This is a genomic window from Pseudoduganella dura (assembly GCF_009727155.1).
GTDB classification, from domain to species: Bacteria; Pseudomonadota; Gammaproteobacteria; order Burkholderiales; family Burkholderiaceae_D; genus Rugamonas; species Rugamonas dura.
This window is the reverse complement of record NZ_WNWM01000002.1, coordinates 3,821,772-3,836,665: the sequence shown is the minus strand read 5'-3', so window position 1 is coordinate 3,836,665 and position 14,894 is coordinate 3,821,772. Positions and strand designations below refer to the sequence as shown.

At 62.0% G+C, this 14,894-nt stretch carries 12 protein-coding genes; 4 read left to right on the top strand and 8 right to left on the bottom strand.

From position 1 onward, the window contains the following. Positions 1-51 precede the first annotated feature (51 nt). Both GJV26_RS16835 and GJV26_RS16830 read right to left on the bottom strand, forming a co-directional pair. On the bottom strand, positions 52-1,179 hold the full coding sequence (locus GJV26_RS16835; RefSeq protein WP_155709840.1) for an alkene reductase: 1,128 nt from the start codon (positions 1,177-1,179) through the stop codon (positions 52-54). Between the two features lie 10 nt (positions 1,180-1,189). After that, positions 1,190-1,951 carry an SDR family oxidoreductase gene (locus tag GJV26_RS16830; protein WP_155709839.1) on the bottom strand — a complete coding sequence of 254 codons (762 nt, stop codon included), beginning with the start codon at positions 1,949-1,951 and terminating at the stop codon, positions 1,190-1,192. Between the two features lie 129 nt (positions 1,952-2,080). On the opposite strand from GJV26_RS16830, the gene GJV26_RS16825 reads away from it, so the two are divergent. After that, positions 2,081-3,019, top strand: coding sequence for a LysR family transcriptional regulator (locus GJV26_RS16825; RefSeq protein WP_229419330.1), 939 nt, complete (start codon positions 2,081-2,083; stop codon positions 3,017-3,019). Here GJV26_RS16825 and GJV26_RS16820 read toward each other — a convergent pair. Beyond that, positions 3,016-3,357, bottom strand: coding sequence for a hypothetical protein (locus GJV26_RS16820; protein ID WP_155709837.1), 342 nt, complete (start codon positions 3,355-3,357; stop codon positions 3,016-3,018). The genes GJV26_RS16825 and GJV26_RS16820 overlap by 4 nt on opposite strands. 227 nt (positions 3,358-3,584) lie before the next feature. Here GJV26_RS16820 and GJV26_RS16815 point away from each other — a divergent pair, with 227 nt between their 5' ends. Beyond that, a complete protein-coding gene (locus GJV26_RS16815; RefSeq protein ID WP_155709836.1) occupies positions 3,585-4,226 on the top strand; it encodes a response regulator transcription factor in 642 nt (213 codons plus the stop codon). A gap of 94 nt (positions 4,227-4,320) precedes the next feature. Here the strand turns inward: GJV26_RS16815 and GJV26_RS16810 are convergent, their stop codons facing one another. Both GJV26_RS16810 and GJV26_RS16805 read right to left on the bottom strand, forming a co-directional pair. After that, positions 4,321-7,353, bottom strand: a complete 3,033-nt coding sequence (locus tag GJV26_RS16810; protein WP_173346220.1) for a sensor histidine kinase — start codon at positions 7,351-7,353, stop codon at positions 4,321-4,323. A 251-nt stretch (positions 7,354-7,604) separates the two neighbouring features. Continuing rightward, on the bottom strand, positions 7,605-8,792 hold the full coding sequence (locus GJV26_RS16805) for a M48 family metalloprotease (RefSeq protein ID WP_155709834.1): 1,188 nt from the start codon (positions 8,790-8,792) through the stop codon (positions 7,605-7,607). A 343-nt stretch (positions 8,793-9,135) separates the two neighbouring features. On the opposite strand from GJV26_RS16805, the gene GJV26_RS16800 reads away from it, so the two are divergent. Then, positions 9,136-9,990 (top strand): alpha/beta fold hydrolase, encoded by an 855-nt coding sequence (locus GJV26_RS16800; protein WP_155709833.1) that lies wholly within the window; start codon positions 9,136-9,138, stop codon positions 9,988-9,990. Beyond that, entirely contained in the window at positions 9,987-10,520 is a 534-nt protein-coding gene (locus tag GJV26_RS16795) for a VOC family protein (protein WP_216643136.1), read from the top strand. Before GJV26_RS16800 ends, GJV26_RS16795 begins: the two co-directional genes overlap by 4 nt. A gap of 92 nt (positions 10,521-10,612) precedes the next feature. Here GJV26_RS16795 and GJV26_RS16790 read toward each other — a convergent pair whose 3' ends face one another. The 3 genes from GJV26_RS16790 to GJV26_RS16780 all read right to left on the bottom strand — a co-directional run bounded on the left by GJV26_RS16790 (position 10,613) and on the right by GJV26_RS16780 (position 14,806). After that, on the bottom strand, positions 10,613-11,992 hold the full coding sequence (locus GJV26_RS16790) for a YVTN family beta-propeller repeat protein (protein WP_155709831.1): 1,380 nt from the start codon (positions 11,990-11,992) through the stop codon (positions 10,613-10,615). After that, the gene (locus GJV26_RS16785) at positions 11,989-12,441 is read right to left on the bottom strand and encodes a DUF305 domain-containing protein (RefSeq protein WP_229419329.1); all 453 of its coding nucleotides are present in this window, start codon (positions 12,439-12,441) and stop codon (positions 11,989-11,991) included. Before GJV26_RS16785 ends, GJV26_RS16790 begins: the two co-directional genes overlap by 4 nt. A 400-nt stretch (positions 12,442-12,841) precedes the next feature. After that, positions 12,842-14,806: an alkyl/aryl-sulfatase gene (locus tag GJV26_RS16780; protein ID WP_155709830.1), complete on the bottom strand. Its 1,965-nt coding sequence runs from the start codon at positions 14,804-14,806 to the stop codon at positions 12,842-12,844. Positions 14,807-14,894: the final 88 nt, after the last annotated feature.

Here is a 14,894-nt window from a genome sequence, read left to right as displayed (position 1 = left end):
GATGTTCCTTGTTGAGAGGCGGAACCAGGCGGCCGGATCGGCCGCCTGGCCTCAGCGTGTGGCGGGGGGATAGGTGACGTAGCCTTCCCTGCCTTGTGTGAACCAGGTATCCCGGTCGTCCTTCGCCAGCGGGATGCCTTCCGCAAAGCGGCGCGGCAAATCCGGGTTGGCAATGAATGGACGGCCGAACGTGATGGCGTCTCCTGCGCCGGAATGCAAAACTGCTTCCGCCCGATGCAGCGGATAATCCGAGTTGAGGATCAGGGTGCCCTTGAAAGCTTGCCGGATCAGCGGCGCGATCGGATCGCCCTCGGCCTTGCCGAAATCGCCGTCTTTCGGCGGCTCGCGCAGCTCGAGGTGGGCAATGCCGATTTCCGACAGCGCCGCCGCCGCGGCGGGAAACAGCAATCTTGGTGCGCTGTCCATGACGCCCTGGTCGTGCGTATTCGGCGACAGGCGCACCCCGGTCCTGTCGGCCCCCGCCACTTCGGCGACGGCGATGGTTACTTCGCGCAGCAGGCGGATGCGGTTTTCGATCGGACCGCCGTATGCATCGTCGCGGTAGTTGGTGTTATCGCGCAAAAACTGATCGATCAGGTAGCCATTGGCGGCATGGATCTGCACACCATCGAAACCGGCGGCCAGCGCGTTACGCGTGGCGTTGCGAAAATCCTCCAGCAATTGAGGGATCTCGGCGACTTGCAGTGGCCGCGCAACTTCGTAGTCGAGCCGGCCCTGGTATGTGTGGGCAAGGCCCGGCGCGGCAGTGGCCGAAGCCGACACGGGCTGGGCCCCCCCAAGGAAACTCGGGTGTACCACCCGGCCCATGTGCCAGAGCTGGGCAATGATCCTGCCGCCCGCAGCGTGGACCGCCCTGGTCACGTGGCGCCAACCTTCCACCTGCTCGCCGGACCAGATGCCGGTGGCATACGGCCAGCCCAGGCCCTGTTGCGAAATGCCGATGGCCTCGCTGAAGATGATGCCGGCGCCAGCCCGCGCGGCATAGTAGCGAGCCATCATTTCCGTCGGCACGTGTTCGCGCGTGCCGCGTGCCCGGGTCATCGGCGCCATGAAGATCCGGTTCGGCAAGAGCAGCGAACCCATCTGGATCGGTTCGAACAGCGAAGGCGCCTGGCCGTTGCGGCTGTCGCTGCGGGGTTGTTCAAGAACGGTGGACATTGTGTTTTCCTCAGACCAGGCTCACGCCGCCGTCGATATGCAGCGTGGTGCCGTTCATCCAGCCGTTCGTCATCAGGAATACCGTGGCGGCACCGGCTTCTTCGGGGGTGCCCAGGCGCTTGAGCGGCGTGGCGGCACGCATCGCCGGGAGCACGGTATCGCGTGCGTCGCCCAGCACCTTGTGCAGCAGCGGCGTTTCGACATGGCCGGGCGACAGCGTATTGACGCGGATCGGCGCCAGCTCCAGGGCCAGGCCGCGGGCGAACGCTTCCATCGCTGCCGACGCGGCGGCCAGTACAGCGGTTCCCTGGGCATTGGGCCGGTCGGCCAGCACTCCCGAGATGAAGGTGATCGAACCATCCTTGGACAGGCGCTCACCGAGCGCGCGGATCGCGTGCACCGATGCCCAGACGCGTTCCTCGAACGCACGGCGCATGTAGGTCACATCGCCATCGAGTACCTTGGCCGCCACGAAGGTACCGGCCAGCAGCACGAGGTGGTCGACCTTCGGGATCTCCTTCAGCGCGTCGTATACCGCCTCGCCTTGCGTGACGTCGGCGGTACGCCATTCGAAACCGTGCGTTTCGGCGGCCTGCTGGGCGCGGGCGCGGTCGTTGCCGATGACGATGACGTTGGCGCCGGCGGCCTTGGCCTGGATGGCGGCAGACAGGCCAATGCCCGACGTGCCACCGAAGACGACAACGACCTTGTCGGCCAGCGCCCCGGCCGGCAGGTTCGAGAACGGGGATTGAGCGGCGATTTGCGTAGTCATGATGTTTTCCTTTGGTAGTGGCACCACAGCGGTGCCGATGAATCCATCTTCCGCTCTTGCATTAACGTTGACAATCCACGTGGAAATTGATTTAATAATTCCATGACGGCACAAATTGGTTTGGAAAGCTTGACCGGGTTGATCGCGTTTGCCCGCACGGCATCGCTGGGAAGCTATACGGCGGCGGCACGTTCGCTGGGCGTATCGCCCTCGGCCGTGAGCAAAAGCGTGCAGCGCCTCGAGGACCACCTGAAGGTGCGCCTATTCACGCGCACCACGCGCTCGCTGGCACTGACGCCCGAAGGACGCGACCTGCAGGAGCGCACCACGCGGCTGCTGCAGGAGGTCGAGCAGATCGAGCAGGCTGCCGCGACCGCCCGGGCCGAGCCCGCCGGCCTGATGCGCGTGACCGCGCCGCTGCCGATAGGTACGCATATCCTCGCGCCGGCATTGCCGCGGTTCCGGGAACGCTATCCGAAGGTGACCATCGACCTGCGCATGGGCGACCGCTACACCGACCTGATCGAGGAAGGCATCGATGTGGCCTTGCGGGTGGGCGCGCTGGGCGATTCGCGGCTGGTATCGCGTCCGCTCACGCCGCATCGCCTGTGCGCCTTCGCGGCCCCCGGCTATCTTGCGCGCCGCGGCACGCCTCGCAACATCGAGGACCTGCTGGGCCACGAGTGCGTGAACTTCCGTTACCAGAGTTCCGGCCAGGCCTTGCGCTGGCCTTTCCAGGTGGGCGAACGGATCGTGGAGATGACGCCGGAATCGGGCATCATCATCGACGCGACAGACGGCGTACTTGCCGCACTGGTGGCCGGCGGCGGCATCGGCATCGCGCCGACCTACGCCGCGGCGCATTACGTCGAACGCCGGCTTCTCGTCCCGATCCTTCCCGAACTGGCGGTGGAGCGCTTTGTCGTCACCGCGATGTGGCCAGAGAGCCGCCGCGGCAGTCCGAATGTCAAGGCATTCATAGAATTCCTGTTGGAGATCTTCCCTTCGCCTGCGCCGTGGGACCTGATCGTCTCGCAGGCCCAAAGCGAAGCCGCCGTGCAGCGTTAACGGGCGCATGCCGCTTCCCTGGAAGGGCCCTGCCGCGCCCGGTCGCACAACTCCCTGAGCTCCATGCTCGGCGCAATTTCGCAGGCCAGACGAAGTTCGTTTCCTGAAATGCTGTCCATCAGCGTCGACAGGTATTCCCGTTCTTCGATGTTGCGCACAGCGTCGAAGACCTGCCCGATCAGCATCGACGCTGCCGACCGCTCGCCCTGGTAATGAAGCAGGCAGCCCATTGCGAACATGTCGGCCAGCATCTGGGAGCGGGTGGGATGATAGTCCTGGAGTATCTGCTGCAGGTAAAGCGCCGAGCAGGCACGCTCTTCAAAAAGAAAATTCATCATTTCGCCAAATATCTTTCTAGCCCAATCGTTAACTGGATTGGAACGGCGTGCATCGTTCCGTGCAATTGAGGGTCAGCGACCTCTGGAGCTTGTATCGTATCTTCCAGTCAATAATCCCGAATCACTCCCAGCAGCAGGTTGAAAATACCTAGATGGAGGCATGCTTTTGAAAAGCTAATTCATTGCACCGTATAATGTTACAAATGTAACTATCCCTTCAGCGCTAGATGCCCAGCAAACCGATCTCCATTCTCGTCGTCGATGACCATCCCCTGTTCAGACAGGGCCTGACTTCCATCCTTGATGGCGAAGAGGGCATCGTCCTGGTTGGCGAAGCCAGCACCGGGCGGGAGGCACTCGCCAGGTGCCACGAGCTCAAGCCGGATGTCGTCATCATGGACATCCAGATGCCGGAGATGAACGGTATCGAGGCAACCGCATTGATTCGAAGGGATTGCCCCTCCACCCGCGTCATCGTGCTCACAACGTTCGAAGGCGATGTCCATGCAATGCGTGCCATCAAGGCGGGGGCGGCTGGTTATATGCTCAAGAGCAAGGTTGGCGATGACCTTGCCCATGCCATCAGGACTGTCCATGCAGGGGGGCGGTCCATTGCGCCGTCGGTCGCCGTGGCGATGGCCGATCACATGCACGCCGATGCCCTGTCGCCACGAGAAATCCAGGTGCTGGAACTGGCCGCCTTCGGCCGGACGAACAGGTTGATCGGCATTCAGCTGGGCATTTCGGAAGCAACCGTCAAGGTACACATGAAAAGCATCCTGGCGAAGATGGATGCCAATGACAGGACGCACGCCGTGATGCTTGCCGTGGAGCGAGGGATCATCGACCTGCGCCAACGAAGCCGGTAGCCTTCACGCTCTGCCCGACGCGTCGAAATTCCATACTGTTCAGCCAGGCGACAAGAGCCGGCTATGCCGGCCTATGTGTATCGGGCGGGCCCTCTCAAAATCCCAACCGCCAGCGGCGCGGTTTGCCCTCGTCATAGGCCAGTCCCGCCTTGACCTCGATCCGCCACAACGTACCATTGCCGGGTGACGTATGCAGCGTCGCTTCCGCATGAATCAGCCGGGCACGCTCTTCGATACCGTGCAGTCCCCAATGCCCCGGCTTGTCTCGAACGCCTGCGTCGATGCCATGGCCGTTGTCGCGTATGCTCAGCACAAGGCTGCGCGCGCCGTAGTCGACCAGCACCTCATGCAGGCTGGCTCCCGCGTGCCGAAAGGCATTACGCAGGGCTTCGCGCCCGATCGCGCAAAGCTCCTGTTCCACCACTGGCTGCAGCGGGCGGACACGTCCCGACACCCGCAACGCAAAGTGTTGGCCGGGACCCGCTTCTTGCTCCCCTGCTTCGCGCAGGTAGTCGGACAACCTCGGTTCGCCGGAACCTGCCGTGCGCAAGCCCGCCACCTTGTTGCGGCCCTCGACGATGGCGTCATTCAATTGGCGCACGCCTCCCTGGAGCCGCTCCCGCAGTGGCGAATCGCCGCGAAGGTCGCGCACGGCGGCAGTCATGTACAGTACAGCGCCCTGGCAGCTCTGCAGCAAGCTGTCGTGCAGTTCGCGGGCGATGCGCGCCCGCTCCTCCAGTTGGACCTGGTAGTGTCGGTTGAGGCGGCGGGTCAGGTAATACAGCCGAATGCGATAACACAGCCATAGCAATATCAGCGCAAATATGCCACACGCCATCTTGAAATAGACGGTCTGCACCAAGGTCGGCACCACTTCGAACGCGAGCAGGCGTTCACGTTCACTCCATACACCATCCTCGTTCATGGCGCGTACGCGAAAGCGGTAGAGGCCCGGGGCCAGGCCGGTATACGTGGCGCTGCGCTCGGTGCCGGTTTGCCAGACATCATCGACCCCGTCGAGCCGGTAGCTGAACACTACGCGCTCCGGCTTGCGTAGCGATGGCGCAGTGAAGTCGAAACGCAGACGGGTCGTGCCGGCGCGGATACGTGGCGTAACCAGCGGATAGGCGACGCCATCTCCGCTTAGCCCCAGCAGTGCCACCTGGGGCGCGATCCGGTTGATTTCGCGCCAGGAAGGGTCGATCTCGACGACGCCGGCGCTAGTGGAGATCCACAATCGGTTGCCCACCATCGTCAGCGACGGTTGATAGGCCGCCGTACCCGGATAACCATCAAGTGCATCGATCAAGGTAATACGCAGCGGCGCACCGCTCTCGATCGAGCGGCGCCAATCGGCTGCCTCCACGCGAACGAGGCCCGATCGGCCATTCAGCCAGCGGGTGCCATCGGCCGTGACCATGATGCCGGTGACATTGTGCAGGACCTCATCGTGCAAGGCGTGCAATCGGCGGAAGCGCCGGCCATCCCAGGCGACGACCCCGTCTTCTCCGCAGACCACCAGCTCCGGCAGCGCTGCCAGGCAGCTAGCCTGGCCTATGCCACCCAGCGCAACCTGATCGATTTCCCTGGTACGCTGTCCATGTTCGAACAGCAGCAGGCGACCATCGACGAGGCCGCGCCACATCTGGCCCGGCTTTCCCGCCGCACTGAATGTAAATTCGTCAGGCTTCGGGTTCGTCAGGGTCTCCCAGTTTCTTCCATCCCAGATCTGCACGGGCGTACCCCTGCCACCCAGCCAGAGCCGTTCGCCATCGGTTCGCAGCCAGGCACCGGGCGGCATCGACGGGGGATCGATCCGGTCTTCGGCACCGTCACGGCGGCGCCGGATGCCATCTTCCGTGAGCAGCACGACCGTGCCGTCGGCACTGCGCGCCGCGCTACGGTATTTTCCGGACAACTCGGTGAGGTGACGGCCCGCTGGCTCAAAGTGCCAGCCTTGCTTGCTGCGCGGAGCCACGACCCAGACACTGCCGTCGGCGTCGGGGGCAAGATGGTAGTTGCCATTGGTTGGCGGCAGATCCACAGGCGTCAGGGGGTTCTTGCGAAAGCGCTCCAGACTGGTCGCCGAGCTGATCCAGATGTTTCCTTCGCGGTCCTCCAGCATAAGGTTCGGCGAAAGCGAGCCGAGTTGCCATGCCTGGTCGAGGTGGCTCGTCGTGGCCGCAGCGATATCGATGCGTTCGCTGTTGCCGGCGGCGCCGGCAGCCAGGCAGACGCCGGTCGGACAGCGCAATGCCCACAAATTTCCATCACGGTCGAACAAGCCGTAATAGCTTGCGTCGCGCGCATTGGCGTGTGGCGGCCGGCGCTTTACTGGCACTGGCCCAGGCACGGCGATGAACGCCCGCTCCTCGGCATTCCACAGCCGGCCGTCCGGCGACATCATCAGGGCAAGAAACCTGTCCGTTCGCTCGCCGGGGGCTGGCGGCGGCAGGTCGACAGGGACGAAACGACGCGATCCGCGCTCGTACCGAAACAGCTGGGTGAGCGTGGCAGCCCATAGCTGACCACCGCTATCCATGCTTAGCAAAGGGGTGAACTCATTCGGGTAGCCATGCTTGGCACCGACCTGGGTCCAGCTGCCCTGCTCCAGGCGCATCAGCCCCTTTGCGGTGGCGACCCAGACAGCGCCGTCGATGTCACGCACCATGGTGTTACTGCCAGTGATCGGGCTGTCCTTGGTGGCTGGCGCCAGGTGTTCAAGTCGCCCATCGGCATGCAGCACGCTCAGGCCGTGATCCTCATAGCCGATATACAGGTCGCCGTTGGTTTCGGCATTCAGCATATGCATCCGGTTGCTCAACAGATGCGCACCATTGGTTGTGGTCAGTGGATGAAAACGCATGCCGTCGAAACGGTACAGTCCATTCGACGTGGCCAGCCAGAGCCAGCCATCCGTGGTTTGTGCCATTGCCACGATTGGCCCTGGGAAGCCTTCCTTGGCGGTCCAGACACTGTGGTTGAAATGGTCCAGCTTCGGTCCATTCGCGAATGCGCCCTGGGTGAAAAGCAGTCCAGCCAGCGCGATAGTCAGATGGTATGCAAGGCGTGTGGTCCACTGGCCGATAACAAGTTGCTGTCGATTGCGAGGTATTGCCTGTTTCATCCAGTGGGGAATCAAGTCGATGGTCTGGTATCAAGTGTGCATGATTGCTTCGTCCGTACGATAACAGTGAGGGTGCATTAATGGAAGCAAAGGTGGCAGCGGTTCGTGGCCGAACTGGCGTTCGCGTACGAAATGGATCACTGCAAATTCGATAACTGCAAATTAACGCATGGAATCCCGGGAGTAACGCACGGCATGTCCATCAGTTTCCGATGTCGCGCCCTTATTGTGATCTGCTGCCTGCTCCTGATCTATTTCGCTGAAGGCATGTGCGACTGGCGCTTCCAGGCTACCGCCCGCTCGATCCTGTGTGCGATCGATGGGTGATCATAAAAAAGCCATTCCTCCACGGCCCCCGGATTTGGCGCCCGATAGTCGGCCGTGCGAAGGAGGGCGATTGCCATCCCGTCTGGCTCGCGTGCGTGATCAAGCGAATACACATCCGCCTGGTTCTCGACAAAACGCACCAGGCCGTTCGTCACCGGGGTCAGCAACAGAAATGTCGCCGTGACGATGATCGATAACACCGGCAAGCCAGCGGGATCTGAAAGCCCCTGCAGCCGGTCGCCCCGAAGCAGTCGTGCAAGCGGAGCGTAGAGTACGTGGGTGACCAGGAAGGCCAGGGTCAACAGTGCTGAATACGCCAGCGCAAGCAACAGCGAATGGTGCAGGACGTAGTGGCCGATTTCATGGCCTACGACGGCGCGCAATTCCGCTTCGCTTGCCTTCGTCAGCAATGCGTCCGAGACGGCGATGCGCGAGGTACCGAAGAGCCCTGTGACACGGGCAGTGTAATTCGCGGACTGCTTGCTGCCGTCGTACGACACGATGCGGTCCGGCGCGATCCCGGCTTTGCTTGCCAGTGTCGTGATGAGGTCGTGATTTTTTCCGGCCGCCAGTGGCCGGTACTCATTGAACATCGGCTCGATGGTTACCGGTGCGATGGCGATCGCAAGAACGATCATGGCCGACGTCAGGGCACTGGACCAAAGCCACCATGTCCGTGGAGCGCGGCGTATCAATGCGTAAAGCAGCATCAGTACGACTGCCAGCAGGATCGCCGAGAAGCACGCGCTGGTGGCGCTTTCCGCCAGCCATGCGCCTGCGGTTTGCGTACTTACTCCGTACCGCACTTCCCGCCACCACTTCGTATAAGCCGCCCATGGCAGGTCAAGTGACCAGGCGACGACATAGTACGTTGCCCCGACCACAAGCGCGGCCGACCAGGGACGCGTCCTCTTCCGCTCCCAATGTGCACGCACCCGTTCGAGCAGCCGTGAACGAATGACGAGCACATTGATCAGAATACCGACCAGCGCGCTGAACAGGATGAGCCAGTGGTTCCCATGCGTGTAGTCCACCGCACGGTGTTGAATCTCAGGCGGAATCTGGGCCAGGTATGCCTGCGTCGATTTTGCGGGAACGAATTGACTCTGCATTATGAAATAACCGAGATTACTGCCGAAGCAGACATGAACCGGGATGTGGCACTGTTGGAAGAATAAACATGACGTCGACTATCGACAATCGGTGCGGAGTTCCTTTCAGTTATTCCAAAAAGGAATGAATTACGCGATCAAGGCGATCTCCCGGTCGAGGCAGATCCATCGCTATCACTCCTGACGCCGGTCCAGACGGGATACATTATTTGTTCCAGAGCGGCACAACTCAAAGGAGGCGGAAGCGCATTGTTTGCGCCCAAAAAGAGTTGTAATTTGGAAAAGAAGAAAGATATCCGGTGGCTTCGCCATTTGCATTCATCCCAATTCATCGAGGAAATCCATGATCGAACTACACCATAAGCGCGCGGCCGTTAATGGCATTTCATTGCATTATGTAAGCGCTGGACAAGGCCCCGTGGTTCTGTGCATGCATGGGTGGCCACAGAACCACCGTGAATTCCTGCCGGTGATGGATGGCATGCTCGATCGATTTACATTCATCGCCCCGGACCTGCGCGGATTCGCCGATAGCGATAAACCGTATGACGGGTATGAGCCCCTGACGATTGCCCAGGACATGCTTGATTTGCTGGCCATCGAAGGCGTCGACTGCTTCCACATTCTCAGCCATGATCTCGGCGGCCCACCGTCCGTGGCGCTGGCCTATCTGGCCCAGGGCCGTGCGCTGTCGCTCGCCACAATCGAGACACCGTTTTTCGGCCTGAATTATCCGGGCTATGTCGATCCGCGGGTCGCCTACTGGCACCTGAGCATGCACATGAATATGGATGTCACCCGCTTCCTCATCGAAGGGAAGGAAGAACAGTACCTGCGGCACTTCTTCCGCGACTTCGCCTATAACCCCACCGCGATTTCCGAGGCCGACGTGCAGGCGTATGCCATGCAGATGCGCCAGCCCGGCAACCTGCGCGCGAGCCTGAATCATTACGGCTACATTCCGCAAATGGCGGCACAAACCGCGGAGCTGGCAAAGCAAAAGCTGAAGGTACCGATGCTGGCGTGGGCCGGCCGCGCGTCGTTCGGCGACCATTGCTACCAGAGCGCACGGGCCATTGCCGAATCTGCCGAAGGCGGCGTCATCGAGGAATGCGGCCATTGGGTGTTCGAAGAGAAGACCGATTTCATCCGCGAACAGTTGGCCACGTTCTGGGCAAAGCATGGAGCACCGCGGTGATCCCAGTTCACGTTCCTCTGGCAAGGCCGGCGATCGCGGCGTTCCGCCGCGCGGATCATGTCGGAATTACGGTAACGTCGCTCGCGGAAGCACTACGCTTCTGGGTCGACGTGCTCGGCTTCCGGCATGTCGTGAAAACGCATTATGAGAACTCGGAATTCCTCGAGCAGGTCGTCGGCGTCGACGGCGCCGACGTTACCCTTGCAATGGTCGAGGGGCCGGATGGCTCCCTGGTCGAGCTTCTCGAATATCATGCTCCGTCCGAACGGCAGATGATGAAACCGCGCTCGTGTGACGTCGGTTCGGTCCACCTGGCCTATATGGTGGACAATCTCGACAGCCTGCTCGCGAAGGTGGAAGCGGCCGGCTGGCTGCGGCTTGGCGCACCGCAGACCGTAAGTGGAGGTGCGCGCGATGGCCTGCGGATCGTGTATGTCCGGGGGCAGGACGGCGTGACGCTGGAGTTCCTGCAGGCGCCGATCCAGGCGAATGGCCATGCCGCGGCGTGGCCCAATTCGCTCGGGGCATAAACTGCCGAACATCGTGCGCAGCACCGCATTGTTCCGGCCTGTTGCCCCCGACACTCTCAGGTCGGAGGCAGCAGGCTATTCCGTGCCGTGTATCAGTTCACGAGATCGGCAGTGGTTTCATCCGGCCCGTTGTTTCCCTCCATGACAAGAATGCGTCTGGCTGCGGGAGCAGCCTTTGCCGCCTCGACCTGGGCGAACGTCCGCAATGGGCCAATCATCGTACCGTTCGCCATGCCCTTCGCATCGGTCCGCAAAGTACCAGCCTGATCCGTGCCAAGATATACGCTGTACCGGGTGTCGGGTTTCAGCTTGAATATGGAAACCTCCAGTGCATCCACGACGCCGAGCTGGCGCGCCACGATCAGTCCGCGCGCCTGGCCCTTGGGCGCCTTTAATGTCAGTGGTATCGAATCCTGGTTGACGCGTTTCACGAGGTTTTCAGTGCTCCCTGCCGGCGCGACGTTCGACAAGAAGACCAGGGCCTGCGGGGCCTGTCCACCGCCCATGTGGCCAACCACCCTGTTCGACGCCGAGTCGATCACATCGACGCCATCGCCATTCTCCAGCCCCACGTACAGCCGGGTGCCGTCGTCGGATGTCCAGATCCCGTGCGGCAAAGCGCCAGTGGGAATGGTCGCGAGCAACGTTGCTGCCGCATTCGTCGAATAGACCTTGACGACATTTTCTCCACCGACCGTCACGTAGGCCAGTGTCTTGCCGTTCACTTTGGCGAACGCCAGGTGGTTGGTGATGAAGCCGGTGTCGATGACCCCGATCACCTCCTGCGAGCGCGTATCGATGCGGGTGACCTTGCCGACATCCTTGTGCGTCATCCACACTTCCTTGAAGTCTGGTGTGAACTGCAGGAAAGGAGAAAATGGACTGACGACCGGGATGGATTTGACGACCTTGTGGGCCTTGACGTCGATCACATCCACCTGGGGCGTGAAACTCGATACGGCAAAGGCGAGCTTCCCATCAGGCATGAACTGCACCATGCCGGGGCCAACCGATGTCTGGATGCGGCGCGTTTCCCTGAAGGTGGCAGGATCGATGACGGAGATGTAGTCCTCGCCGCGCACCACGACCCATACTTCCTTTCCGTCCGCAGTGAAGAATCCCTCATGAGGGGACCGTCCGACATAGGTTTTCCCCTTGACCTTGTTGGTCGCGGTATCGATGAACGTCACCGAATTCGAGCCGTTCGAAATGACGACCAGTGTCTTGTGGTCGGGGGAAAAGCCCATGCCATGCACGTTGATTTCGCCGCGATACAGGGGCGACAGTACGTCGGGACGTGGATTGCCGAGGACGATCTGGCCGAGCAGCTGGTTGCTCGACGGATCGAACACCGATACGGTATTGCTGTTCTGGTCGGCGGTATAGACCCGGTCCGTCGCCGCGGGAAGGGCGAGAGCCAGCTGGCTCGTACCGAGAAGGCCAGCCAGGACAAGTGCATGTCGGAGCTTCATTGCTTTTCCTTGTGGTCGGTGTGACGCGCAAGCCAGCCCCGCATCACGTTGATTTCGTTTTGCTGCTCGGCGATGATGCCAAGCGCGAGGTTGCGCAATTCCGGATCGTTGGTGTTGATTAATACCGCCTTCGCCATATCGACCGCTCCCTGATGGTGAGGCAGCATCATGGTCACGAAGTCGTGTTCCGGCCGGCCGTTGATGGGTGCAGCCTGCATGTCCCGATCCATGATCGCCATCGCCTCGTTCATCAACTGGGCAAACGGCCGGTCGTTGCTGGCCACGAACGTTGCGGGTAATGCCTGATTGATGGCCTTGGCCTCATGGCCATGTTGATGCATGTCGTGCGCGCTTGCGCCGCCGGCGAGACAGATGGCAATCAGGGCCATCGCCCTGCCCCGCATGGTGCTTGCGGCCGGTGATTGACCGGCCGTTCTGGTGTTCGTCATTCCAGATCTCCTGATGGTTGGTGAGCAGTCCATGAGGCGTCCCGTGGATAGAACACCGTGGACGACCGCCAGCCTCACGTGGGCCGTTCGCGAACCGCGATAGCCGGTCAAGGTCTGCCGTGCCAGGCTCCCGGCCGATTGACGCAACAGCTGGACCACGTCTGGCGATCGGGAACGATTATGGCCCGGTTCGTTTGAAAACCATGCTGCCTGGAATGGAGAGGAGAAAGGTACTAGATGGAGATGGCGCGGGCGGCAAATTTTCGTACTGGTGGCCGCTGCAGGTCATACAAGCTCGAGACGCGCATGTTTTCATGGCAGGGCGGTTTTTTTGTTACCTCAAGCTGTCTCGCAAAGCGGCGCCCTCCAGCAACAGGCAGCGCGCCGCCCCCTATTGCATCTACTTGACCTCGCGCGGCAAGACAATCGGAAACGTCGCCGGATAAGTCTCCAGAACCCCCAGCATCTCTTCCAGCTGGCCTCCATTCCCGCTCAACCTGATATCGCCACGCGCGATGGCATCGCGCAAGCTCACGGTACGCGAGATCACGGCAGCCAGCACATCCTTCGACAGGGTCAACGTCGCCCCGGCATCCGGATCCTGCTTGTCCTTCACATAGGTCAGCGCCGAATTCTCGAGATTGAGAACATAGCGCTCATCGCTGTCCGTGAACGCCCAGTTGATGCGCAGATGCTTGCCCTCCGCCGCTTCCGGATCGACCCGCACGCCGAGGTAGTCGAAGATGTTTTCCACGCTCAGCGCCTTCAGGAAATCGGCGTTCTGGGTAAACGCGCGGCCCACCGGGGTGCCGTCGCGCAATTCCTGCGCCCCCGACAGGTAGGCGTTGCGCCATGTCGAGGCCTCGGCCTGGTAGCCGAGCTGCTCGAACGCGCGGGCCGCCAGTTCGCGCGCGGCACGGTTCCCGGGGTCCGCCTGCACCACCAGGTTAAGCACCTGGGCCACCCAGCGGTACTCCCCTTTTTCGAAGTCGGCTCCTGCCCGTTGCAATACCGCGTCGGCGCCGCCCATGTAGGCGACGGTACGCACGGCGGAGTCGGCTTTCGTCAACGGATCGAGGTTGGCCGGGTTGGCGTCGTACCAGCCGAGGTAGCGCTGGTACACCGCCTTGACGTTGTGCCGCACCGCGCCATACAACCCGTGCGTGGACAGATCCTGTTCCAGGCTGGCGGGCATGCGCACCTGCTCCGCGATCTCGTCGGCGGTATAGCCCTTGTTGGTCAGGCGCAGGGTCTGGTCGTGGATGAACTTGTACGTGTCGCGCTGCCGAGCCAGGAAGCCGGCCAGCTTCTCCCGGCCCCAGACCGGCCACATGTGCTGGCTGATCAGCACATCGCTGCGGCCGCCGAACTGCTCCAGCGCATCGTTCAGGTATTTCGCCCAGCCGTTCGCGTCACGCACCTGCGCACCGCGCAGCGGCAGCAGGTTGTGCAGCGTATGCGTGGCATTCTCGGCGACGTCGAATACGCGGAACTGCGGGAAGTAAAGATTCATCTCGGCCGGTGCCTCGGTACCCGGCGTATTCTGGAACACGATATCGATGCCGTCGATGCGCCGGGTCTCCAGCGGCTTCGAGACGACGTCCGTCGGACCGATCAAGGTGATCGAGCCTCCCGTCAATCCCTTGCCGAGGCCAGCATCGACGAAACCTTGCGCATTGCGCGGCAGGTTGCTGCCGAACTGGTACTGGGAGCGCCGGTACATGGCATTCCCGGCGAGGATGTTTTCGCTGACCGCCTCCGCGAGGAAACCGGCGGGTGCAATGACCGCCACCTTGCCGGCCTTCACGTCGGCCTCATCGACGATGGCACGTACGCCGCCGAAATGATCGGCATGGCTGTGCGTGTACACCACCGCGATCACGGGCTTGTGCGGCCGATGCCGGAAATAGAGGTCAAGCGCGGCCTTTGCCGTTTCCGTGGTGGTCAGCGGGTCGACGACGATCAGGCCGCTGTCTCCCTCGACGATGGTGACGTTCGACAGATCGAAGCCGCGCACCTGGAAAACGCGGTCCGTGACCTTGAAGAGTCCGTGGATGGTATTGAGGCGCGCATGGCGCCACAGCACGGGGTGCACGCTGTCCGGCGCCTGTTCCTGCTGGAGGAAGCCGAATTGCGCAAAGCTCCAGACCACGCGGCCCCTGGCATCCGTGATTGCCGGCGCATCCGTCGTGCCGACGAAACCGCGCCGGGCGTCCTCGAATGCCTGCCTGTCGGCCAGCGGCAGGCGCTCGCGCAGGGCGGCATGCAGCTTCGCCGTGGATTCGGAAGCCGGCTGGGAGACGGCCGCACCGGCCGGGACGGCAAACAGCAGGGCAGTAGCCAGCGTGGCGGCAGCCGGCAGCATGGACGACCGCGCTGCAGCGCACGGGCCTGCGCGACGTGCAGGGAGGCGGCCCTCGGGGACCCGGACCTGTTTGGTCATAAGCTCCTTT

Bases quoted from the DNA above. Each gene is read 5' to 3' on its own strand.
- GJV26_RS16810 (WP_173346220.1), bottom strand. From the start codon at position 7,353: ATGAAACAGGCAATACCTCGCAATCGACAGCAACTTGTTATCGGCCAG.
- GJV26_RS16815 (WP_155709836.1), top strand. From the start codon at position 3,585: ATGCCCAGCAAACCGATCTCCATTCTCGTCGTCGATGACCATCCCCTG.
- GJV26_RS16780 (WP_155709830.1), bottom strand. From the start codon at position 14,806: ATGCTGCCGGCTGCCGCCACGCTGGCTACTGCCCTGCTGTTTGCCGTC.
- GJV26_RS16785 (WP_229419329.1), bottom strand. From the start codon at position 12,441: ATGACGAACACCAGAACGGCCGGTCAATCACCGGCCGCAAGCACCATG.
- GJV26_RS16790 (WP_155709831.1), bottom strand. From the start codon at position 11,992: ATGAAGCTCCGACATGCACTTGTCCTGGCTGGCCTTCTCGGTACGAGC.
- GJV26_RS16835 (WP_155709840.1), bottom strand. From the start codon at position 1,179: ATGTCCACCGTTCTTGAACAACCCCGCAGCGACAGCCGCAACGGCCAG.
- GJV26_RS16800 (WP_155709833.1), top strand. From the start codon at position 9,136: ATGATCGAACTACACCATAAGCGCGCGGCCGTTAATGGCATTTCATTG.
- GJV26_RS16830 (WP_155709839.1), bottom strand. From the start codon at position 1,951: ATGACTACGCAAATCGCCGCTCAATCCCCGTTCTCGAACCTGCCGGCC.
- GJV26_RS16820 (WP_155709837.1), bottom strand. From the start codon at position 3,357: ATGATGAATTTTCTTTTTGAAGAGCGTGCCTGCTCGGCGCTTTACCTG.
- GJV26_RS16805 (WP_155709834.1), bottom strand. From the start codon at position 8,792: ATGCAGAGTCAATTCGTTCCCGCAAAATCGACGCAGGCATACCTGGCC.